The sequence below is a fragment of the Streptomyces sp. NPDC052101 genome, assembly GCF_040680235.1.
In the GTDB taxonomy this organism is placed as follows: Bacteria; Actinomycetota; Actinomycetes; order Streptomycetales; family Streptomycetaceae; genus Streptomyces.
Genome location: NZ_JBFAWH010000007.1, coordinates 47,044 through 67,496 on the forward strand (window position 1 = coordinate 47,044; position 20,453 = coordinate 67,496).

A 20,453-nucleotide genomic window follows, 5' to 3' on the forward strand; every position below is an offset into this window, starting at 1 on the left:
CGACTCGCGAGGTACCAGGCCGCACGGGGTTCCGTACGGCACGTCTTACGGTGTTGCCTGTTCGGCAACTGTTGTCTGCTCGACGTATCGGCGCAACGCCTTTGTGTCGAGCGGTCCCGGGACGCGCAGTGCCCGCGGGAACGCCCGGCGGCGTACCGCCTGGTCGAGACAGACCAGGGCGGGGTGCACATAGGCACCCCGGCCGGGCAGCGTACCGCGAGGATCGGGGGCGCATGCGTCCTCGATCTCCACGATCCGCAGCAGATCGTTCTTGGCCGCCCGCTCCCGGCACCCCACACAGGTGCGTTCAGGGCATGCCCGGGTGTGCGTCCGGCCAGACACGGTTAAGTCTACCTCCCCGTACCGACCTCACCCCTTCGGGGGAAAGATCGAACGGCTGTTGTCGTAAACCAAGCGACCTACGGCTTGGATCTATTCCCGGCGGATCCCCCCGGTCGGCCGATTATTCGGCCGGCTGCTCGGTGTCCGGACGGATGTCGATGCGCCAGCCGGTGAGCCGGGCGGCCAGGCGGGCGTTCTGCCCCTCCTTGCCGATCGCCAGCGACAGCTGGTAGTCCGGCACGGTCACCCGGGCGGAGCGGGAGGCGAGGTCCACGACCTCCACCTTGCTCACCCGAGCGGGTGACAGCGCGTTCGCCACCATCTCCGCCGGGTCGTCCGACCAGTCGACGATGTCGATCTTCTCGCCGTTCAGCTCACCCATCACATTGCGCACCCGGCCGCCCATCGGGCCGATGCAGGCGCCCTTGGCGTTCAGACCCGAACGGGTGGACCGTACGGCGATCTTGGTGCGGTGACCGGCCTCACGGGCGATCGCCGCGATCTCGACCGACCCGTCGGCGATCTCCGGCACCTCCAGGGCGAAGAGCTTCTTCACCAGGTTGGGGTGCGTACGGGAGAGGGTGACCGACGGTCCGCGGACGCCCTTGGCCACCCGGACGACGTACGTACGCAGGCGCAGGCCGTGCGGGTAGGTCTCGCCCGGCACCTGTTCCTGCACCGGCAGGATGGCCTCCAGCTTGCCGATGTCGACGAGCACGTTCTTCGGGTCGCGGCCCTGCTGGACCACGCCGGTGACGATGTCGCCCTCACGGCCCGCGTACTCGCCGAGCGTCGCGTCGTCCTCGGCGTCGCGCAGCCGCTGCAGGATCACCTGCTTGGCGGTCGTGGCGGCGATCCGGCCGAACCCGGTGGGGGTGTCGTCGAACTCGCGGGCCTCCTGGCCCTCCTCGAGGTCCTCGGGGTCCTCCTTCGCCCACACGGTCACATGCCCGGTCTCCCGGTTGAGCTCCACGCGCGCGTGTCGGCGGCTTCCCTCGGTGCGGTGGTAGGCGATGAGGAGGGCCGACTCGATCGCCTCGACCAGCAGGTTGAAGGAGATCTCCTTCTCCCGAACCAAGCCCCGCAGGGCGCTCATGTCGATGTCCACGGCTACGCCTCCTCCTCTTCCTTCATGTCCTTCTTGTCCTTGCGGTTGAACTCGACCTGCACACGCGCCTTCTCGATCTCCGGGAAGCCGAGCCTGCGGGTGGTGGCCTTGCGGCCCTTGACGCCCGGAACCTCGACGTCCAGGCCCTCGTCGTCGACCGTCAGGATCCTCGCGACCAATTCGTCGCCCTCGGCCAGCTGGAACTTCACGAGCCGCTCGGTGGCGCGCACGAAGTGCCGGTGCTCGGTGAGGAGGCGCTCCGCGCCGGGGGTTCCGACCTCCAGGTCGTACGCGGCGTCACCCATGGCGTTGGTCTCGTCGAGCTTCGCCGAGAGCGCACGGCTCACATCGGCGACGGCGTCCAGATCCGCTCCGGTGTCGGAGTCGACGACCACGCGCAGCACCCGCTTGCGTCCGACGGAGTCCACGGCGATCTCTTCGAGATCCAGCCCCTGGGAGGTGACGAGCGGTTCCAGAAGCTCTCGCAGCCTCTCGCTCTGGGTGGTGCTCATCCGGGTGACTCCTCGGCCGCGTGTGCTGTTGTGGGATGGGTCGCGTGTCTGGTCAAAGGGTATCCGGTCGCGGGGGCTGTTGCGTCCTGCCTCCGGCGGGGACCGGGCGCGTCCCGGCTCCGGCGGCCGTGGTTCTCGGGCGTCTGCGGGCCGTCAGCGGCTGGGCGCGCCCACCCGGCGCAGCCGCATGCCGTACGGCCCAGCCCCCCTTCGGCCTGCTGTCTGAGCCGGTGACACGAAGCGAGGGGGCGCGCGGGTACCGTGATCACGGCGGGCCGCCCTCCCGCCCGTGTGTTCGTACGAGCCCCCCGAGGACGTCAGCCGTGCCGTATGCCCCGCTCTTGCGCACCCCCTCGGGTCCGCGCAGAAGATCCCTGCTCGCCTCGGCCGCCGGCGCCGCCCTTCTCGTGGGCTGCTCGGCCGATCCGGACTCCGGCGGCCACAGCACGTCGGTGACGGACCAGGCACGCGCGCGTGCGGCGCGGGACAGCCGGGGGCTGCTGCAGCACTACGACGCCGTCCTCGCCGCGCATCCGCGCCTGGCGCAGCGGCTGCGTCCGCTGCGCGCCCAGGTCGCGGCGCACGTCCGGGCGTTCGCGGACGGTACGGGGCCCACGCCCGCGCGGTCCTCGGCCGCCCCGTCCGCGGCTCCGGCCACTGTGGCCATTCCGTCCTCCGAGAAGGAGGCGCTCGCGGGGCTCGCCACGTCCGAGCGCACGCTCGCCGACTGGCGCGCCAAGGACCTGCTCGACGTGCCGGGCGAGCTGGCGCGGCTGCTGGCGTCGGTGGCGGCGGCCGGGGCCGCGCACGCGTACCTGTTGGCGGAGGGGGCGAAGTGAGCGGCGAGGCGAAGGCGGCCGAGCTGACCGCGCTGCAGGCGGCACTGGCGGCGGAGCACGCGGCGGTGTACGGGTACGGCGTCGTCGGCGGCCGGATCGGGGCGGCGCGCCAGGGCGAGGCGCGGGCGGCGTACGACGCCCATCGGGCGAGCCGGGACGCGCTGACCCGCGCGGTCCGGGATCTGGGCGGCCAGCCGGTGGCCGCGGACGCCGCGTACGCGTTGCCGTTCCCGGTGCCGGACCCGGCCGGGGCGGTCCGGCTGGCCGCACAGCTGGAGGAGCGTCTGGCGGGCGTCTACGCGGACCTGGTGCGGGCGGCGACGGGCGCGCGGCGCGCCGCCGCGGCGGCGGCGCTGAGGGAGGCCGCGGTGCGCGCGGTGCGCTGGAGCGGGCAGAGCGTAGCCTTCCCTGGGCTCGCCGAGCGGGTCGGCGAGGGGACGGGCGCGGCCGGTGCCGCGCCGTCGGCCTCCGCCTCGGCGGCGCCGTGACCCGGTGGCCCGGCAGGCGCCCGTAGGACAGAACCCGGACTGGAAGGGAACGACTCGCGCATGGCTTTCGAACCGCCGCCGCGCCTGGTACGGGCGCTCGGTGAGACGGCACCGGCCGGGGACGACTGGCTGGCACAGCTGCCGGCGATCGCCGAACAGGCCGTTGCCAGGCGCGAGTTGACGGTGGAGCGGGTCCAGGAGCCGGGCGGGCGCAGCAGCCTGGTGGTCCTGGTGCGGCGGGCGGACGGCACCCCGGCCGTGCTGAAGCTGGCCCCGCCCCGGGCCCGTCCGGAGAGCGAGCGGGCGGCGCTGGCGCACTGGGCCGGGCTGGGCGCCGTACAGCTGCTGGAGGACGGTGCGGAGGACGGGGTGCTGCTGCTGGAGCGGTTGCACCCGGATGTGTCGGTGCGGTCGCTGCCGGAGCCGAAGGCGCTGCTGGAGGCGGCGGGGACGCTGCGCCGGCTGTGGGTCGAGCCGCCGGCGGGCCAGGTCTTCGAGACCGTCGCGGAGCGCACGGGGCGCCAGGCGGCGGCGATGCGGGCGGGCGCGGAGGCCGACACCGAGGTGGCGCCGCTGGTCGACGCGGCGCTCGCGGCGCGCGAGGAGCTGGTGGCCGCGCCGCCCGAACACCAGTTGCTGCACGGTACGTTCCGGCAGAGCAAGGTACTGGCCGGGGAGCGGATGCCGTGGCTGGCGGTGGGGCCCGATCCGGTGGTCGGTGAGTGCGCCTTCGATCTGGCGCGGCTGGTGCGGGACCGGGTGGAGGACCTGATCGCGGCGCCGTCCGGCGCGGGCGCCGTCCGGCGGCGGATCAAGCGGCTCGCGGAGTCGCTGGAGGTCGATCAGGAGCGGCTGCGCGGATGGACGCTGTTCCGGGCGGTGGAGTCCGGTGTGCGGGCGTTCCGGGTGGGCCGGCCCAAGGACGGGGAGCTGTTGCTGGAGTTCGCCGGGTGGCTGTGAGGGCCACGGAAGAAGCCCCCCGAGGCCTCAGCAGGTCTCAGGGGGCTTCGCCACGAGGGGTCGCTACGCCGTCAGGCGGGCGATCGCGTCCTCGACGGACAGTTCCTCGCGCTCGCCGGTCTTGCGGTCCTTCAGTTCCAGGACACCCTCGCCGGAGCGGCGGCCGGCCACCAGGATCTGCGGGACGCCGATCAGCTCGGCGTCGGTGAACTTCACGCCCGGGGAGACGCCGGCCCGGTCGTCGACCAGGACGCGGACGCCCGCGGCGGCCAGCTTCTCGGCGACGTCGAGGGCCAGCTCGGTCTGCAGGGCCTTGCCGGCGGCGACGACGTGCACGTCGGCCGGGGCGACCTCCTTGGGCCACACCAGGCCCTTGTCGTCGGCGGTCTGCTCGGCGAGCGCGGCGACGGCGCGGGAGACGCCGATGCCGTAGGAGCCCATGGTGACGCGGACCGGCTTGCCGTTCTGGCCGAGGACGTCGAGCTTGAGGGCGTCGGCGTACTTGCGGCCCAGCTGGAAGATGTGGCCGATCTCGATGGCGCGGTCCAGCTTCAGGCCGGTGCCGCACTTCGGGCAGGGGTCGCCCTCCTGCACGACGACGACGTCCACGTACTCGTCGACCTCGAAGTCGCGGCCGGCGACCACGTTCTTGGCGTGCGTGTGCTCCTTGTTGGCGCCGGTGATCCAGGAGGTGCCGGGGGCCACGCGCGGGTCGGCGATGTACCTGACCTTCTCGCCCAGGCCCTGCGGGCCGACGTAGCCGCGGACCAGGTCGGGGCGGACGGCGAAGTCGGCCTCGGTGACCATCTCGACGGTCGCCGGGGCGAAGTGCGCCTCGACCTTGTCCAGGTCGACCTCGCGGTCGCCGGGCACGCCGACGGCGACGATCTCGCCGTCCACCTTCACCAGCAGGTTCTTCAGCGTGGCGGAGGCCGGGACGCCGAGGGAGGCGGCCAGGGTCTCGATGGTCGGGGTGTCCGGGGTCGGGATCTCCTCCAGCGCGGGGACGGCCGAGCCGTCGGCCGGCTTGAGCGCGTAGGTGATCGCCTCGGTGTTGGCGGCGAAGTCGCAGTTCGGGCAGTCGGCGAAGGTGTCCTCGCCGGCCTCGGCCGGGGCCAGGAACTCCTCGGACTTGGAGCCGCCCATGGCGCCGGCGGTGGCCGCGCAGATGCGGTAGTCGAGGCCGAGGCGCTCGAAGATGCGCTGGTAGGCCTCGCGGTGCAGGGCATAGGACCGGGCGAGGCCCTCGTCCTCCAGATCGAAGGAGTAGGAGTCCTTCATCTGGAACTCACGGCCGCGCAGGATGCCCGCGCGGGGCCGGGCCTCGTCACGGAACTTGGTCTGGATCTGGTAGAGGATCACCGGCAGGTCCTTGTAGGACGTGCACTGGTCCTTGACCAGGAGGGTGAAGATCTCCTCGTGGGTGGGGCCGAGGAGGTAGTCGCCGCCCTTGCGGTCCTTGAGCCGGAACAGCTCCTGGCCGTACTCGTCCCAGCGGCCGGTCGCCTCGTACGGCTCCCGGGGCAGGAGGGCGGGGAGCAGCACCTCCTGGGCGCCGATGGCGTCCATCTCCTCGCGGACGATCCGCTCCACGTTGGAGAAGACCCTCTTGCCGAGGGGGAGCCAGCTCCAGATGCCGGCGGCGGTGCGGCGGACGTAGCCGGCGCGGACGAGGAGCTTGTGGCTGAGGACCTCGGCGTCCGCCGGGTCGTCGCGCAGCGTCTTCGCCATCAACTGGGACATGCGCTGGACCGGTGCGTTGGCCATGGTTCTCGTACTCCTGCCGGATAAGGGTGATGGCATAGGAGGTTAGCCGGGCCGCCTGTGCGGGCGGAAATCGATATGGCGCCGTCTTCGTGTACGGCTTCATTTGCGGCGCAGCGGCAGGGGGGCGCCCATCACGGCGTACGGCCGTGGCGCGCTCGGGAAGTGGACCTGGCGGGCGAGGTCGACATAGCCGAGGGAGTGGTAGAGGCCGCGGGCGGGGCTGTCGGTGTCGATCGCGGAGAGGATCGAGCGGGGTTCCTCGGCGGAGTCGGTGATCATGGTGATGAGCCGGCGGCCGATGCCGCGGTTCTGGTGGCCGGGATGGACGTGGAGTTCCGTGATCACGAAGGAGTCGTCCAGCCAGAGGTCGTTCCCGCTCGCGCGCAGGTACGGCTCGACGACCGTGGACCACCAGTGCGTACGGGAGTTGGGCATGCCGTACACGAACCCGACGAGCCGTCCGCCGACGCTCGCGCCGAGGGCCCTCGCGCCCCGGTACTGCATGTGCCGCTGGACGATCTGGCGGCGTACGGCGACCTCGTCCGCGCCGAGTCCGAAGGCGACTGCCTGGACGGCCAGGGCCTCGTCGACGTGGGCGGAGAGGTCCAGGGTGCCGATCACGAGGTCCATGCCGGGAGCGTACAGGGGGCTGCGCTCGTGGCGGCGGGCTAGAACAGCACGCTCATGAACGCGCCGATCTCCTGGAAGCCCACGCGGCGGTAGGTCCGCCGGGCCGCCGTGTTGAAGTCGTTCACGTAGAGGCTGACCACCGGGGCGACGTCGGCGAGCGCATAGCGCAGGACCGCTGCCATGCCGGGGGCCGCGAGTCCCCTCCCGCGGTACTCGGGGGCCACCCAGACGCCCTGGATCTGGCAGGCCTGGCGGGTCGCCGCGCCGATCTCCGCCTTGAAGACGACCTTGCCGTGTTCGTCGATGCGGGCGAAGGAGCGGCCGGAGCCGACGAGTTCGGCGACGCGCGCCTGGTAGAGGAGGCCGCCGTCGCCGGCCATCGGCGATACGCCGACCTCCTCGGTGAACATCGCCACGCACGCCGGCATGATCGTCTCCATCTCGTCCTTGCGGACGCGGCGGACGTAGGGGTCCGGGGCGATGTCGGCGGGCATGCGGTCGGTGACCATCAGCGGCTGGTGGGCGCGGACCTCGCGGGCGGGGCCCCAGTGCGGCTCCAGCAGGCGCCACAGCGCGGCGGTGGGTTCGGCGGGGCCGACGACGGAGGAGCAGCGGCGACCGGATCTCCTCGCCCGGTCCGCGAACGCGCGGACGGCGCGCGGGGTGGCGCAGACCGGGACCAGGTTCGCGCCCGCGTAGCACAGGGAGGTGAGCATGCCCTCCTCGTACCAGCCCCACATCTCGCCGCCGAGCCGCCACGGGTCGAGGCCCGCGATCTGCACCCGCGAGGTCACGAAGGCGTTCGTGACCGGCTCGCGGTCGAGGACGGCGAGCGCGGCGTCAAGGTCGCTCGGTTCGAGCACCCGTGAGCTGGTCTGGGTCAACACGTGCGGGGCCTCACCCTGGGCGTTCTGCTGGTCTCGGAACTTTACCCCGAGCGATTGTGACGCGCTTGGGGGCGAGATGGGCGGTGAGGTACGGCCGAGTCCCGCCACCGAACGGTGACGGGACTCGTGTGCACGGGGGTACGGCGGTCAGCCCGCGACCGACACCGACGGCTCGCCGGAGATCACGCCGTCCTTCTCCATCTGCTCGGCCAGCTTCATGGCCTCTTCGATGAGCGTCTCGACGATCTTGGACTCGGGGACGGTCTTGATGACCTCGCCCTTGACGAAGATCTGGCCCTTGCCGTTGCCGGAGGCGACGCCGAGGTCGGCCTCGCGGGCCTCGCCGGGGCCGTTCACCACGCAGCCCATGACGGCGACGCGGAGGGGGACCTCCATGCCGGTCAGGCCGGCGGTGACCTCTTCGGCCAGCTTGTAGACGTCGACCTGGGCGCGGCCGCAGGACGGGCAGGAGACGATCTCCAGGCCGCGCTGGCGGAGGTTGAGGGACTCCAGGATCTGGGTGCCTACCTTGACCTCCTCCACCGGAGGCGCCGACAGGGACACCCGGATCGTGTCGCCGATGCCCTGGGACAGGAGCGCGCCGAAGGCGACCGCCGACTTGATCGTGCCCTGGAACGCCGGGCCGGCCTCCGTCACGCCGAGGTGGAGGGGGTAGTCGCACTGGGCCGCGAGCTGCTTGTACGCCTCGATCATGATCACCGGGTCGTTGTGCTTCACCGAGATCTTGATGTCGCGGAAGTCGTGCTCCTCGAAGAGCGAGGCCTCCCACAGCGCGCTCTCGACGAGCGCCTCGGGCGTCGCCTTGCCGTACTTCTGGAGCAGGCGCCGGTCCAGGGAGCCGGCGTTGACGCCGATGCGGATCGGGGTGCCGTGGTCCTTGGCGGCCTTGGCGATCTCCTTGACCTTGTCGTCGAACTGCTTGATGTTGCCGGGGTTGACGCGGACCGCGGCGCAGCCGGCCTCGATGGCGGCGAAGACGTACTTGGGCTGGAAGTGGATGTCCGCGATGACCGGGATCTGGGACTTCGAGGCGATCGTCGCGAGGGCGTCCGCGTCGTCCTGGGTGGGGCAGGCCACACGGACGATCTGGCAGCCCGACGCCGTCAGCTCGGCGATCTGCTGCAGGGTGGCGCCGATGTCCGACGTACGGGTCGTGGTCATCGACTGGACCGAGACCGGTGCGTCTCCGCCGACCGCCACGCTTCCGACCTGGATCTGCCGGCTCTTGCGGCGCTCGGCGAGCTTGGTCGGAACGGACGGCATGCCGAGAGAAATCGCAGTCATCTGCTGTGCAACCCCAAGTCGTGGATCTAGGTCCGGTCCCGCAGGCGGTCGGGCTCCAGGGTTCGAGATTACGGCACGAGCCTTGGCCCGAGCACATCCCACCCGGTAAACCCACTCGATGGGAGGCGGCCCGGAACACAGGGTCCCGGGCCGCCTCGAACATCGTGTGGCTAGGAGATTTTCACCGGGTTAACCACGTCCGCGATGAGCACCAGGACGGTGAAGCAGACGAAGATCCCGGCCACCACGTACGCCACCGGCATCAGCTTCGCGACGTCGAACGGACCGGGGTCCGGGCGCCGGAGCACCCGGGCCACGTTCCGCCTGAGCGCCTCCCACAGGGCGCCCGCGATGTGCCCGCCGTCGAGCGGGAGCAGCGGAAGCATGTTGAACAGGAACAGGGAGAGGTTGAAGCCGGCGAGCAGCATCACGAAGTTCGCGAGCTGCTGGGAGGCGGGGATGTCCAGCGTGGCGATCTCGCCGGTGATGCGGGCCGCGCCGACGATGCCGATCGGGGAGTCCGGCTGGCGCGGGGCGTTGCCGAAGGCCGCGTCCCACAGGGCCGGGATCTTGGCGGGCAGGGCGGCGAGGGAGTCGACGGCGTCACCGACCCGGTCGCCCATCCAGGTCACGGACCCGCCGAAGTCCTGCTTGACGACTCCGGTGGCGGAGCTGAAGCCGAGGAAGCCGGCCTTGACGTAGCCCTTGACGTACTGCCCGCTGGCGTCCTTCTTCGCGACCAGGTTGGTGGTGATCGTCGGGTGCAGGGTCAGCTCCTGGCCCTTGCGGTCGACGACGATCGCGACGGTCTTGCCCCCGCTGTCCCGGATGAGGTCCGAGAGCGTGTTCCAGTCCTTGGTGGGCTTGCCGTCGAAGGAGACGATCTTGTCGCCCGCCTTCAGGCCGGCCTTGTGCGCCGGGGACTCGGGGTCGGACTTCTTGCAGGTGTCGCGGTGCTGGCTCTGGGCGATGGAGCACGGCGAGACCGAGGCGACGGTGGTGGTCTGCTGCGGGATGCCGAAGCCCATGAGCACGGTGAAGAACAGGCCGATCGCGAGGATCAGGTTCATGAACGGGCCCGCGAACATGACGATGACCCGCTTCCACGGCTTGCGCGTGTAGAACATGCGCGTCTCGTCACCGGGCTGCAGTTCCTCGAAGGCCGCGGAGCGGGCGTCCTCGATCATGCCCCGCCAGGGGGAGGTGGAGCGGGCGGAGACCCGGCCCTGGTTGTCGGGCGGGAACATCCCGATCATGCGGATGTAGCCGCCGAGCGGGACGGCCTTGATGCCGTACTCGGTCTCGCCCTTCTTGCGCGACCAGACGGTCGGGCCGAAACCGACCATGTACTGCGGGACGCGGATGCCGAAGAGCTTGGCCGTGGACAGGTGCCCCAGCTCGTGCCATGCGATCGAGACGAGCAGGCCGACCGCGAAGACCACTATGCCGAGGATGAACATCAAGGTCGTCATGCACGCGCCTCCGCGGTCGCCGTCGTGGCAGTGAGTTCACGGGCCCGGGCGCGGGCCCAGGCCTCCGCTTCGAGGACGTCCGACACCGTGAGTGAAGTTCCCGTGTCCGGGGTGCCGTGCTCCTCGACGACCCGGGTGACGGTCTCCATGATCCCGTTGAAGGGCAGCGCGCCGCCCAGGAAGGCCTCGACACACTCCTCGTTGGCCGCATTGAACACCGCCGGGGCGGTCCCCGCGAGCTGCCCCACGTGCCGGGCGAGGTCGACCGAGGGGAAGGCCTCGTTGTCCAGCGGGAAGAACTCCCAGGTGGAGGCCTTGCTCCAGTCGAACGCGGGCGCCGCGTCCGGGACGCGCTCGGGCCAGCCCAGGCCTATGGCGATGGGCCCGCGCATGTCGGGGGGCGTCGCCTGGGCGATCGTGGATCCGTCGGTGAACTCGACCATCGAGTGGACATACGACTGGGGATGCACGACCACCTCAATGCGGTCGAAGGGAATGTCGTAGAGGAGGTGTGCCTCGATGACCTCCAGGCCCTTGTTGACGAGGGTCGCGGAGTTGATCGTGATCACCGGGCCCATCGCCCAGGTGGGGTGGGCGAGGGCGTCCTCGACGGTGACGTGCGCCAGCTCGGCCTTGCCACGGCCGCGGAAGGGGCCGCCGGAGGCGGTGACGACGAGCTTGCGGACGTCGGCCCTCGTCCCCGACGCCAGCGCCTGGAAGAGGGCGGCGTGCTCGGAGTCGACCGGGATGATCTGGCCGGGCTCGGCGAGCGCCTTCACCAGCGGGCCGCCGACGATCAGGGACTCCTTGTTGGCGAGCGCGAGGGTGCGGCCCGCCTCCAGGGCGGCGAGGGTGGGCGCGAGGCCGATGGAGCCGGTGATGCCGTTCAGCACGGTGTGGCAGTCGGAGGCGGCGACCTGGGTGGCCGCCTCCGGTCCGGCGAGGATCTCGGGCAGCGGCTCACCCGCGCCGTACTCGGCGGCGAGGGCCTCGCGCAGGGCCGGTACGGCGTCCTCGCGGGCGACCGCCACGGTCCGCACCCGCAGCCGGTGCGCCTGCTCGGCGAGGAGGGCGACCCGGCCGCCGTTGGCGGACAGGGCGGTGACCCGGAAGCGGTCGGGGTTGCGCAGTACGAGGTCGATGGCCTGGGTGCCGATCGATCCGGTGGAGCCGAGGATCACCACGTCCTTGGGGCCGTCGCCCGCGACGGGGTCGTAGACGAGATGCGGGTCGGCGAGGGGTGCCGGATGGGTGAGGCTGTCGGTCATCCCCCCATTGTTGCCGCAAGCAGTGACGGTCAGGACAGGGCATCCCCCGGGCGGGTGCGTCGAAGGGTTTCGTCGCCGGATGAAGCGATTTTTCCCGTTGTGAAGTATCGGTGAAGATCCTGTGGTAACTCTTCAGTCGCAACACTTCGCGGACGACATCCTGGGGGGATCTCCATGCGTACTGTGCGCCTTCGCGCCGCCCTGCCCGCCCTCGCCGGCGCGGCCCTGCTCACCGGCACCCTGCTCAGCACCCCGGCCCAGGCGGCCGGGGGCGTGTCCATCTACCACGTCTGGTTCGACAGCCCCGGCACCGACAACCGCTCCAACGCGAGCCTCAACGCCGAGTGGGTGCAGATCAGGAACACCAGCGGTACGGCCGTCTCGCTCAGCGGCTGGATCCTGAAGGACGCCGCCGGCCACCGGTACGTCTTCCCGGACGTCAGGATCGGCGCCGGGAAGTACATGAAGATCCACACCGGTCGCGGCTCGGACACCGCGTCGGACAAGTACCAGGGCCGCCGCGCCTACGTCTGGAACAACGACAGGGACACGGCCACCCTCACCAGGGCGAGCGGCGCCAGGGTCGACTCCTGCTCGTGGACCACGCGGGACCCGAGCGACACGTACTGCTGACGGCTGTCGCGGCGGAGGACAAGTACCTCTCAGGACAAGTACCGAAGAAAAAGTGCACCTTTGGCCGCCGATCATGGCATCCTTCCGTAGGCGCCCGCCAAGAAGGGCCACAAAGGGGGAGGAATCACCATCATGAACCGTATGCGCACGACTGCGACCGTCCTGGCGACGGCCGGTCTCCTGACCGCAGCTCAGCTCGGTCTCGCCGGAGGCGCGTTCGCCGCGACCCAGACGCCGCAGCGCTCCGGCTGCCCGCTCAACCTGGTCTACCCGACCAGCTTCTACGTCGACTCGCATGGCTGGGTGACCAACGGCGGCCTGTACTTCGGCATCAAGAACAAGAGCACCACCCAGAGCTTCAAGAAGGTCAGCTTCACCATCACGAACGTCAAGAACATCCGCTTCGGCTCGGCCAGGGCCACGGGTGGCAGGGTCACCCAGAAGACGTCGCAGACGGTGACCGTGTACACGGGGACGCTGAACAAGAAGGCGAGCCTCGGCGTGAAGGTGCAGACGCACCTGCTCAACACCCGCACCTACGGGGTGAAGTTCACCCTGCGCGGCTCCGGCTGGAACTGCGCCGTGAACCCGGGCACCTGGGGCAACTGACCCCCAGGCGCCCGGTCGCTGGGCGCAGGAGCGGATCAGTCGCCGTAGGGGCGGCGTTCGCTCTTGCGCGTGGACGGTCCGGGGGTCGCGTCCGCGATCCACGGGCCGTCCCCGGACGGATCGACGATCCCTTCCTCCAGCCAGGTGTAGGACCCGCCGAGAACGCCCTTGACCACCTTCCGGTCGACGGCGTCGGTGTTGGTCCACAGCCGGTCGAAGAGTTCCTCGACGCGGATGCGGGACTGCCGGCAGAAGGCATCGGCCAGTTCATAGGCCTCGCGGCCGTGTTCGCCCCGGCTGCGCAGCAGTTCGGCGCGGACGCAGGCCGCGCTCATCGCGAACAGCTCGGCACCGATGTCCACGATCCGCCCGAGGAAGCCCTGCTTGGTCTCCATCCGGCCCTGCCAGCGGGACATGGCGTAGAAGGTGGAGCGGGCCAGCTTGCGGGCGGTGCGCTCGACATAGCGCAGATGCCCGGACAGATCGACGCTGCGCTTGAACTCGCCGTAGGACATGGGCAGTTGCCCTGGTCCGGCGACCAGCTTCGGCAGCCACTTGGCGTAGAAGACGCCCGCGTGGGCGCCCGCCTTCGCCTTGTCGGACAGGGACTTGTCGGGATCGATGAGGTCTCCGGCGACCGAGAGATGGGCGTCGACGGCCTCGCGGGCGATCAGCAGATGCATGATCTCCGTCGAGCCCTCGAAGATGCGGTTGATCCGCAGATCGCGCAGCATCTGCTCGGCCGGGACGGCCCGTTCGCCGCGCGCCTTGAGGGACTCCGCGGTCTCGTAGCCGCGGCCGCCGCGGATCTGGACCAGTTCGTCGGCCATCAGCCAGGCCATCTCGGAGCCGTAGAGCTTGGCGAGTGCGGCCTCGATGCGGATGTCGTTGCGGTCCTCGTCGGCCATCTGCGAGGAGAGGTCGAGGACGGCCTCCAGGGCGAAGGTGGTGGCCGCGATGAAGCTGATCTTGGAGCCGACGGCCTCGTGCAGCGCCACCGGCTTGCCCCACTGCTCACGCTCCGCCGACCATTCACGGGCGATCTTCAGACACCACTTGCCGGCGCCCGCGCACATCGCGGGCAGCGAGAGCCGGCCCGTGTTGAGGGTGGTGAGCGCGATCTTCAGGCCCGCGCCCTCGGGCCCGATGCGGTGGGCGGCGGGCACCCGGACCTGGTGGAAGCGGGTGACGCCGTTCTCGATGCCGCGCAGGCCCATGAAGGCGTTGCGGTTCTCGACGGTGATGCCCTGAGAGGTCGCCTCGACCACGAACGCGGTGATGCCGCCCTTGTGCCCCTCGGACTTCGGCACCCGCGCCATGACGACGAGCAGATCGGCGACCACGCCGTTGGTGGTCCACAGCTTCACCCCGTCGAGGACGTAGTCGTCGCCCTCGGGTACCGCCGTGGTGGCGAGGCGGGCCGGGTCCGAGCCGACGTCCGGCTCGGTGAGCAGGAACGCGGAGATGTCGGTGCGGGCGCAGCGCGGCAGAAAGGCGTCCTTCTGCTCCTGGGTGCCGAACATCTTCAGCGGCTGCGGTACGCCGATCGACTGGTGGGCGGAGAGCAGTGCGCCGACGGCGGGGCTCACGGAGCCGACCAGGGCGAGGGCCTTGTTGTAGTAGAGCTGGGTGAGGCCGAGACCGCCGTACTTGGGGTCGATCTTCATGCCGAGGGCGCCCAGCTCCTTCAGGCCCGCCACGACCTCGTCGGGGATGCGGGACTCCCGCTCGATGCGGGCCCCGTCGACCGTGCTCTCGCAGAACGCGCGCAGTTCGGCGAGGAACGCCTCACCGCGTCGCACGGACTCGTCGTCGGGGAGCGGGTGGGGATGGATGAGGTCGAGCCGGAAGCGCCCGAGGAACAGTTCCCTGGCGAAGCTCGGCTTGCGCCAGTCCTGTTCCCGGGCGGCCTCCGCCACCCGGCGTGCCTCGCGCTCGGTGACGGTGGTGCGTGAAGTGGTGGGGGCGGACATTGAGGCTCACCTCGCCGCGAAGAGGGATGGTTGCGGATCGTTCGCTACCGACCAGTGCTACTGGATCGTTGGTACCCGAAACGGGCCGACCCCACCACCCCTCGCGCGTCCATCCGGCCGAAAGCCCTGCCAAAGCCGCGGCGCGCGGGTGTGTACTGCTGCTGCAGCCCCCTGCCGCACAGCCGGCTCCGGAACGGCTGTCCCAGCACTGTCGAAGCGCTTCGACAGCCTCTTTACACCACGCCCGGCTGAGGATAGTGTCCATCACACCCTCCCTCATCTACATCCACAGCGCCCATTGTCGAAGCGCTTCACAAAGCTTGGAGCACGGATGGTCACCCTCGCCGAGGTCGCCCAGCACGCCGGAGTCTCGGCGAGCACGGTGAGCTATGTCCTCAGCGGCAAGCGGTCCATCTCCGCGACCACCCGGCAGCGGGTCGAGCAGAGCATCCGGGAGCTGGGCTACCACCCGAACGCCGGCGCCCGCGCCCTGGCCGGCAAGCGCTCGAACATCATCGCGCTGATGATCCCGCTGCGCACCGACATGTATGTGCCGGTGATGATGGAGATCGCCATCGCGGTCGCCACCACGGCCCGCACGCATGGCTACGACGTCCTGCTGCTCACCGGAGAGGAGGGGCCCGACGCCGTGCGCCGGGTGACCGGCAGCGGTCTCGCCGACGCCATGATCCTGATGGACGTCGAGCTGGAGGACGAGCGGCTGCCGCTGCTGCGGGATACCGACCAGCCCTCGGTACTGATCGGCCTGCCGGCCGACTCAGCGGGTCTGACCTGCGTGGACCTGGACTGGACGGCGACCGGCGCGCTGTGTGTGGAGCATCTGGCGGGGCTCGGCCACCGCGACATCGCCGTCATCGGCGAGGCCCCGGCGGTCTACGAGCGGCACACCGGGTTCGCCGAGCGCACCCTGGACGGGCTGCGCTCCCGGACCAGTGAGGCGGGTGTCCGCGTCCTGCACCGCCCGTGCGAGGGCGGGTACGACGCGATGGCCCTCACCCTGGCCCGGATCTTCGACGAGCGCCCGGCGACGACCGGTTTCGTGGTGCAGAACGAGTCGGCGGTGGAGCCGCTGCTCGCGCTGCTGCGCCAGCAGGGCCGGGCCGTGCCGGAGGACGTGTCGGTGGTCGCGATCTGCCCGGACCAGGTCGCCGTCCAGGCCTCGGTGCGGCTGACCTCGGTCGCCATCCCGGCACAGGAGATGGGCCGGAGCGCGGTCGAGCACCTGGTGGCCAAGCTGGACGGCCGCGGCGGCGACGAGGTCGTCCTGCTCCCCCCCGAGCTGACCGTACGCGCGAGTTCGGGCCCGGCACCGACCGCGCCCTGACACCCCTGCAGCCACCGGCCGGACCCCGGACCCCACCGCTCACACCCTGCCGACCTCGCCGACCTCGCCTCCCGGCCCCGCCGACCGAGCCCTCCCGGCACCCGCCGGTCACGCCCCGGGGGCCGCCGTTGTTCCCCTTCCCTGGGCCACCCTCACGCCCCGCCCCGGCGCGCCCCCTGCCTGCTTCCCTGTCTGCACTCCTCACTTCAGGAGCACGCCGTGAATCAGCCCGCCGTCACGCGGCCCAAGGTCTCTCTCGCCCAGTCCTCCCCCACTGTCGGCACCTTCCGTGAGCGGGACGGGGTGCTGGAGTGGAGGGGGCGTCAGGAGACGGTGCGGATCGAGCCGTGGGGTGCGGACGCGGTCCGGGTGCGCGCCCGGCTCGGCGGCCCGGTGCTGGAGGGGCTGCCGGGGGCGCGCGTCGAGGGCGGCACGGCGCATGTCTCGTGCACGGTCACGAACACCGGAGACCGGTCGGCGGACGAGGTGGTGCAGCTCTACGGGCGGGCGGCGGACCCGTCGGTGCCGCGCCCGCGCCGCGAACTCCTCGCCCACCGCCGGCTGGCCCTCGCCCCCGGCGAGCCGGCCCGCGTCGCCTTCGACATCCCGCTGACCGCCCTGGAGTTCTGGGACGTGGCGCGGGGCGGCCGGCAGCTGGAGGAAGGGCCGTACGACCTGCTGGTCGGCGCGTCCAGCGAGGACATCCGGCTGCGCACGATCGTGCACCTCGACGGCACGGCCCCGGCCCCGCGCCCGGTGACCCGACGCGGTCTGGAGGGAGCCGACTTCGACGAGCGGTCCGGCGTCGCGATCGTGGACCGGACGCGGACGGCGGGCGACGCGGTGACGCCGGCGCACGACGGGACGGCCGAACTGGTCCACCGCTCCTGCGACTTCGGTACGGGCGTGCGCGAGGTGACGGCACAGGTGGCGGGCGCGGGCGTACTGGAACTGTCCCTGGACGGCGGCCCCGTGCTGGCCACGCTGACCCCGGCCGCCCCCACCGCCGACGTCTACGCCTGCACCACCCTGGCCGCCGGCTTCGCCGCCGCCGGTGTGCACGACGTCCGCCTCAGGCTGCGCGGCCCGCTGCGGCTCGCGCACGTCGGCCTCCCCGGTTGAGGGTCCGCGGGAGTCCGACGACGGGGAGGGGCCCGGCACCGGAAGGCTGCGGTGCCGGGCCCCTCCTCCATGGCGGGACATGCGAAACGGCCCGGGTCGGGGACCCGGGCCGTTCGGTGTGCGCTGTGGTGCAGGTCAGCCCCGGCTCGCCTTGGCGAGGGCCGGCACGAAGCGCAGGGCGTCCAGCGTGCCCACGCCCGTGGCCATGTCGTAGCCGTTCACGGCCTTGTAGCCGTTGACACCCTGGTAGCTGTTGTCCGTGCCGTCGTTGACGTCGACGATGCCCGGGTTCTTCTGCTTCAGGAGGGTGTAGAGGGCCGCGTTGATGTCGCCCACGCGGTGGCCGGCCGCCTGGTCGGCGAGGGCCACGATGCCCGAGAAGAGCGGGCTGGCCTCGCTGGTGCCGCCGGAGACGTCCCAGCCGGTGGCGGTCGGGTCGTAGCTGCCGTACACCCAGGCACCGCCGTTGACCGCGGCGGCCATCGAGATGTCCGGGGTGCCGCGGCGGGTGCCGACGGCGTTCTTCACGCTGTCCTGGAAGGACGGGCGGGTGAACACGTGGGACTGGCCGCCGCCGCCCGCGCCGTTGTCGTTGTAGACGCTGTCCGGCTTGACGCGGTCGCCCTTGTCGTTCAGGTGCAGCTGGGTGCCGCCGATGGAGGTGACCAACGGGTCGGAGGACGGCCAGGAGTTGACGCGGTACTTGTAGAACGTCTTGCCGTCCGCCATGGCGTCGGTGGCGCCGCCGTCACCGGAGGAGGCGAGGACGGTCACGTGCTTGCGCTTGGCGTCCTCGAAGGCGTACCGCAGCTTCTTGATGCTGGAGAAGTCGCCCTTGTCGAAGCCCGGGAAGGTGTTCTCGGTGGCGCCGAAGCTCTGGCTGATGACGTCGCCGACCCCGTGGTCGATCATGGACTTCTCGGCGGACATCATCTCCGGCAGACCGGTGGTGCCCTCGGTCTCCGCGACCGCCGTCTCCACCAGCACGATCTTGGCGTCCGGCGCGACGGCGTGCGCCATCTCGACGTCCAGCGTGGTCTCGCCGGCCCAGCCGGTCATGTCGGAGTTCTTGGGGTCGAAGGGCGGGACGTTGCCCCACTTGACGACGTTGACCTTGGTGCTCTTCAGCCCGAACTGCTTGCTGTAGACGTCCAGATCGTGCTGGACGGTCGGGGAGCCGAAGGAGTCGACGATGACGATCGTCCGGCCCTTGCCCGTGATGCCCTTCTTGTACAGCGGGTTCAGGTTGTACGCGGTGCGGTACTGCAGCGGGTTGTAGCAGGCGATGTGCCACTTGGACTCGCACTGCGCGATGGGGAGGGGGCTGGCCACGCCATGGACCAGGTTGTGCCCCGCGATGGCCGGTATCGCCTTGGTGTGCGGTACGCCGGCGGGCGCGGCGGTGGTGGCGCCGGCCTGGGAGGTGGCCGCCAGTGCGGCGGCGACGAGCGCGACGGTGGCGGCGGACGCCGCGACGCCGCGCCCGGAACGGGCTATGTGCATGTGGTCCCCTGAGTGTCCTGTGCCGTCCCGATCGGGACGAACCCGACTCGGACGAAGTGGTCAGGCGCATCTCATCGGGTGAGACATGGACAGAACAAGACTCGGGGCAAGACTCTTGAACAGCCGATATCAATTCCTTTACCAGGAAGCAGAAAACGGGCAGAACACAGGAAAACGGCCGCAGCCCCCGCACAGTGGGCTGCGGCCGTCTCCGGCTGACCTGTCCGTGGCAGGTCAGAGCGCGAGGCCGGTCAGGACCAGCACCCGCTCGTATGTGTAGTCGTCCATCGCGAACTTGACGCCCTCGCGGCCCACACCGGACTGCTTGGCGCCGCCGTACGGCATCTGGTCGGCGCGGTAGGACGGGACGTCACCGATCACCACGCCGCCGACCTCCAGGGCGCGGTGGGCGCGGAAGGCGACCTGCAGGTCGTGGGTGAACACGCCTGCCTGGAGGCCGTACTTGGAGGAGTTGACGGCGGCGAAGGCCTCCGCCTCCCCGTCCACCTTCTGCACGGTGAGGACCGGCCCGAAGACCTCCTCGCAGGCGATGGTGGTGTCCGCCGGTACGTCGGTGAGGACGGTCGGCGCGTAGGCGGCACCGTCGCGGTCGCCGCCGGTGAGCAGCGTGGCGCCGGCCTCCACCGCCTCCTTCACCCAGGACTCCACGCGCCTCGCGGCGTCCTCGCTGACCAGCGGGCCGACGTCCGTCTTGGCGTCGGTCGGGTCACCGGTGACCTGGGCCTCGACGGCGGCGACGATACGCGGCAGCAGGCGGTCGTACACCGAGGCGTCGGCGATCACGCGCTGCACGGAGATGCAGGACTGGCCGCCCTGGTAGTTGGAGAAGGTCGCGATGCGGGTCGCGGCCCAGTCCAGGTCGGCGTCGGAGGCGAAGTCGCCGAGGACCACGGCCGCGCCGTTGCCGCCCAGCTCCAGCGTGCAGTGCTTGCGCGGCACCGAGTCCATGATCGCGTAACCGACCTTCTCGGAACCGGTGAAGGAGATGACCGGCAGCCGCTCGTCCTGGACGAGGGCGGGCATCTTGTCGTTGGCGACCGGCAGGATGCTCCAGGAGCCGGCCGGGAGGCCCTCGGTCTCGGCGAGCAGGTCGCCGATGATCAGGCCGGAGAGCGGGGTGGCCGGCGCCGGCTTGAGGATGATCGGCGCGCCGGCCGCGATCGCCGGGGCGATCTTGTGGGCGCACAGGTTCAGCGGGAAGTTGAACGGCGCGATGCCGAGCACGACGCCCTTCGGGAAGCGCCGGGTCAGGGCGAGACGCCCCTGACCGCCGAGGTCGGTGTCGAGCCGCTGGGCCTCGCCGCCGTTGAACCGCCGGGCCTCCTCGGCCGCGAAGCGGAACACCGAGACGGCGCGCCCGACTTCGCCCCGGGCCCACTTGATCGGCTTGCCGTTCTCGGCGGAGATCAGCCGGGCGATCTCCTCGGTGCGCTCGACCAGTCGCTTGCTGACGTGGTCGAGGGCGGCGGCGCGCACATGCGCCGGGGTGGCGGCGAACTCGTCCCGCACGGCGTACGCGGCGGCCACGGCCTCCTCGACCTGGGCGTCGGTCGGCACGCTGACCTTGCCGACGGTCCGGCCGTCCCACGGGGAGGTGACGTCGAAGGTGTCCTCGCCGGTGACCTGGCGTCCGGCGAGCCAGAAGGCGTGGGTGGAAGTCATGTCCCGG

At 71.1% G+C, this 20,453-nt stretch carries 19 protein-coding genes; 7 read left to right on the forward strand and 12 right to left on the reverse strand.

Annotation, left to right across the window (positions count from 1 at the left end):
* Positions 1–45 precede the first annotated feature (45 nt).
* The 3 genes from AB0L75_RS15035 to rimP form a co-directional block, all read right to left on the reverse strand.
* The gene (locus AB0L75_RS15035) at positions 46–342 is read right to left on the reverse strand and encodes a YlxR family protein (RefSeq protein ID WP_365180737.1); all 297 of its coding nucleotides are present in this window, start codon (positions 340–342) and stop codon (positions 46–48) included.
* Between the two features lie 121 nt (positions 343–463).
* A complete protein-coding gene (nusA, locus tag AB0L75_RS15040; protein ID WP_365180740.1) occupies positions 464–1,450 on the reverse strand; it encodes a transcription termination factor NusA in 987 nt (328 codons plus the stop codon).
* 2 nt (positions 1,451–1,452) lie between these two features.
* Positions 1,453–1,962, reverse strand: coding sequence for a ribosome maturation factor RimP (rimP, locus tag AB0L75_RS15045; protein ID WP_365180743.1), 510 nt, complete (start codon positions 1,960–1,962; stop codon positions 1,453–1,455).
* Between the two features lie 323 nt (positions 1,963–2,285).
* Between rimP and AB0L75_RS15050 the strand changes: the two genes are divergently transcribed.
* The 3 genes from AB0L75_RS15050 to AB0L75_RS15060 are packed head-to-tail and all read left to right on the forward strand — an operon-like array spanning position 2,286 to position 4,249.
* A complete protein-coding gene (locus tag AB0L75_RS15050; RefSeq protein WP_365180746.1) occupies positions 2,286–2,801 on the forward strand; it encodes a hypothetical protein in 516 nt (171 codons plus the stop codon).
* Positions 2,798–3,289 carry a ferritin-like domain-containing protein gene (locus AB0L75_RS15055; protein ID WP_365180749.1) on the forward strand — a complete coding sequence of 164 codons (492 nt, stop codon included), beginning with the start codon at positions 2,798–2,800 and terminating at the stop codon, positions 3,287–3,289. The genes AB0L75_RS15050 and AB0L75_RS15055 overlap by 4 nt, the downstream gene beginning before the upstream one ends.
* A gap of 60 nt (positions 3,290–3,349) precedes the next feature.
* Complete coding sequence (locus AB0L75_RS15060; RefSeq protein WP_365180752.1) at positions 3,350–4,249, forward strand: aminoglycoside phosphotransferase family protein; 900 nt, start codon at positions 3,350–3,352, stop codon at positions 4,247–4,249.
* A 63-nt stretch (positions 4,250–4,312) separates the two neighbouring features.
* On the opposite strand, the gene AB0L75_RS15065 is transcribed toward AB0L75_RS15060, so the two are convergent.
* From AB0L75_RS15065 to dxr, 6 genes are all read right to left on the reverse strand, one after another.
* Positions 4,313–6,016, reverse strand: coding sequence for a proline--tRNA ligase (locus tag AB0L75_RS15065; RefSeq protein WP_365180755.1), 1,704 nt, complete (start codon positions 6,014–6,016; stop codon positions 4,313–4,315).
* 99 nt (positions 6,017–6,115) lie between these two features.
* On the reverse strand, positions 6,116–6,646 hold the full coding sequence (locus AB0L75_RS15070; protein WP_365180758.1) for a GNAT family N-acetyltransferase: 531 nt from the start codon (positions 6,644–6,646) through the stop codon (positions 6,116–6,118).
* Positions 6,647–6,684: 38 nt separating this feature from the next.
* Positions 6,685–7,533, reverse strand: a complete 849-nt coding sequence (locus tag AB0L75_RS15075) for a GNAT family N-acetyltransferase (RefSeq protein ID WP_365180761.1) — start codon at positions 7,531–7,533, stop codon at positions 6,685–6,687.
* Positions 7,534–7,680: 147 nt separating this feature from the next.
* Positions 7,681–8,838: a flavodoxin-dependent (E)-4-hydroxy-3-methylbut-2-enyl-diphosphate synthase gene (ispG, locus tag AB0L75_RS15080; RefSeq protein ID WP_365180764.1), complete on the reverse strand. Its 1,158-nt coding sequence runs from the start codon at positions 8,836–8,838 to the stop codon at positions 7,681–7,683.
* Positions 8,839–9,008: 170 nt separating this feature from the next.
* On the reverse strand, positions 9,009–10,298 hold the full coding sequence (locus AB0L75_RS15085) for a site-2 protease family protein (protein WP_365181212.1): 1,290 nt from the start codon (positions 10,296–10,298) through the stop codon (positions 9,009–9,011).
* An 8-nt stretch (positions 10,299–10,306) separates the two neighbouring features.
* Positions 10,307–11,578 carry a 1-deoxy-D-xylulose-5-phosphate reductoisomerase gene (gene dxr / locus AB0L75_RS15090; protein ID WP_365180767.1) on the reverse strand — a complete coding sequence of 424 codons (1,272 nt, stop codon included), beginning with the start codon at positions 11,576–11,578 and terminating at the stop codon, positions 10,307–10,309.
* Between the two features lie 174 nt (positions 11,579–11,752).
* On the opposite strand from dxr, the gene AB0L75_RS15095 reads away from it, so the two are divergent.
* Together AB0L75_RS15095 and AB0L75_RS15100 are read left to right on the forward strand one after the other, a co-directional pair.
* Entirely contained in the window at positions 11,753–12,211 is a 459-nt protein-coding gene (locus AB0L75_RS15095) for a lamin tail domain-containing protein (protein ID WP_365180770.1), read from the forward strand.
* A 141-nt stretch (positions 12,212–12,352) separates the two neighbouring features.
* A complete protein-coding gene (locus AB0L75_RS15100) occupies positions 12,353–12,820 on the forward strand; it encodes a hypothetical protein (protein ID WP_365180773.1) in 468 nt (155 codons plus the stop codon).
* A gap of 35 nt (positions 12,821–12,855) precedes the next feature.
* On the opposite strand, the gene AB0L75_RS15105 is transcribed toward AB0L75_RS15100, so the two are convergent.
* The gene (locus AB0L75_RS15105; RefSeq protein WP_365180776.1) at positions 12,856–14,793 is read right to left on the reverse strand and encodes an acyl-CoA dehydrogenase family protein; all 1,938 of its coding nucleotides are present in this window, start codon (positions 14,791–14,793) and stop codon (positions 12,856–12,858) included.
* Between the two features lie 331 nt (positions 14,794–15,124).
* On the opposite strand from AB0L75_RS15105, the gene AB0L75_RS15110 reads away from it, so the two are divergent.
* Both AB0L75_RS15110 and AB0L75_RS15115 read left to right on the forward strand, forming a co-directional pair.
* The gene (locus AB0L75_RS15110; RefSeq protein WP_365180779.1) at positions 15,125–16,138 is read left to right on the forward strand and encodes a LacI family DNA-binding transcriptional regulator; all 1,014 of its coding nucleotides are present in this window, start codon (positions 15,125–15,127) and stop codon (positions 16,136–16,138) included.
* 219 nt (positions 16,139–16,357) lie between these two features.
* Positions 16,358–17,260 (forward strand): fibronectin type III-like domain-contianing protein, encoded by a 903-nt coding sequence (locus tag AB0L75_RS15115; RefSeq protein WP_365180782.1) that lies wholly within the window; start codon positions 16,358–16,360, stop codon positions 17,258–17,260.
* 135 nt (positions 17,261–17,395) lie between these two features.
* Here the strand turns inward: AB0L75_RS15115 and AB0L75_RS15120 are convergent, their stop codons facing one another.
* Positions 17,396–18,763, reverse strand: coding sequence for a S53 family peptidase (locus AB0L75_RS15120; RefSeq protein WP_365180785.1), 1,368 nt, complete (start codon positions 18,761–18,763; stop codon positions 17,396–17,398).
* Positions 18,764–18,997: 234 nt separating this feature from the next.
* Entirely contained in the window at positions 18,998–20,446 is a 1,449-nt protein-coding gene (locus AB0L75_RS15125; RefSeq protein WP_365180788.1) for an aldehyde dehydrogenase family protein, read from the reverse strand.
* Positions 20,447–20,453: the final 7 nt, after the last annotated feature.

Bases quoted from the DNA above. Each gene is read 5' to 3' on its own strand.
- rimP (WP_365180743.1), bottom strand. From the start codon at position 1,962: ATGAGCACCACCCAGAGCGAGAGGCTGCGAGAGCTTCTGGAACCGCTC.
- AB0L75_RS15060 (WP_365180752.1), top strand. From the start codon at position 3,350: ATGGCTTTCGAACCGCCGCCGCGCCTGGTACGGGCGCTCGGTGAGACG.
- AB0L75_RS15065 (WP_365180755.1), bottom strand. From the start codon at position 6,016: ATGGCCAACGCACCGGTCCAGCGCATGTCCCAGTTGATGGCGAAGACG.
- AB0L75_RS15070 (WP_365180758.1), bottom strand. From the start codon at position 6,646: ATGGACCTCGTGATCGGCACCCTGGACCTCTCCGCCCACGTCGACGAG.
- ispG (WP_365180764.1), bottom strand. From the start codon at position 8,838: ATGACTGCGATTTCTCTCGGCATGCCGTCCGTTCCGACCAAGCTCGCC.
- AB0L75_RS15085 (WP_365181212.1), bottom strand. From the start codon at position 10,298: ATGTTCATCCTCGGCATAGTGGTCTTCGCGGTCGGCCTGCTCGTCTCG.
- dxr (WP_365180767.1), bottom strand. From the start codon at position 11,578: ATGACCGACAGCCTCACCCATCCGGCACCCCTCGCCGACCCGCATCTC.
- AB0L75_RS15095 (WP_365180770.1), top strand. From the start codon at position 11,753: ATGCGTACTGTGCGCCTTCGCGCCGCCCTGCCCGCCCTCGCCGGCGCG.
- AB0L75_RS15100 (WP_365180773.1), top strand. From the start codon at position 12,353: ATGCGCACGACTGCGACCGTCCTGGCGACGGCCGGTCTCCTGACCGCA.
- AB0L75_RS15105 (WP_365180776.1), bottom strand. From the start codon at position 14,793: ATGTCCGCCCCCACCACTTCACGCACCACCGTCACCGAGCGCGAGGCA.
- AB0L75_RS15110 (WP_365180779.1), top strand. From the start codon at position 15,125: ATGGTCACCCTCGCCGAGGTCGCCCAGCACGCCGGAGTCTCGGCGAGC.
- AB0L75_RS15120 (WP_365180785.1), bottom strand. From the start codon at position 18,763: ATGCACATAGCCCGTTCCGGGCGCGGCGTCGCGGCGTCCGCCGCCACC.
- AB0L75_RS15125 (WP_365180788.1), bottom strand. From the start codon at position 20,446: ATGACTTCCACCCACGCCTTCTGGCTCGCCGGACGCCAGGTCACCGGC.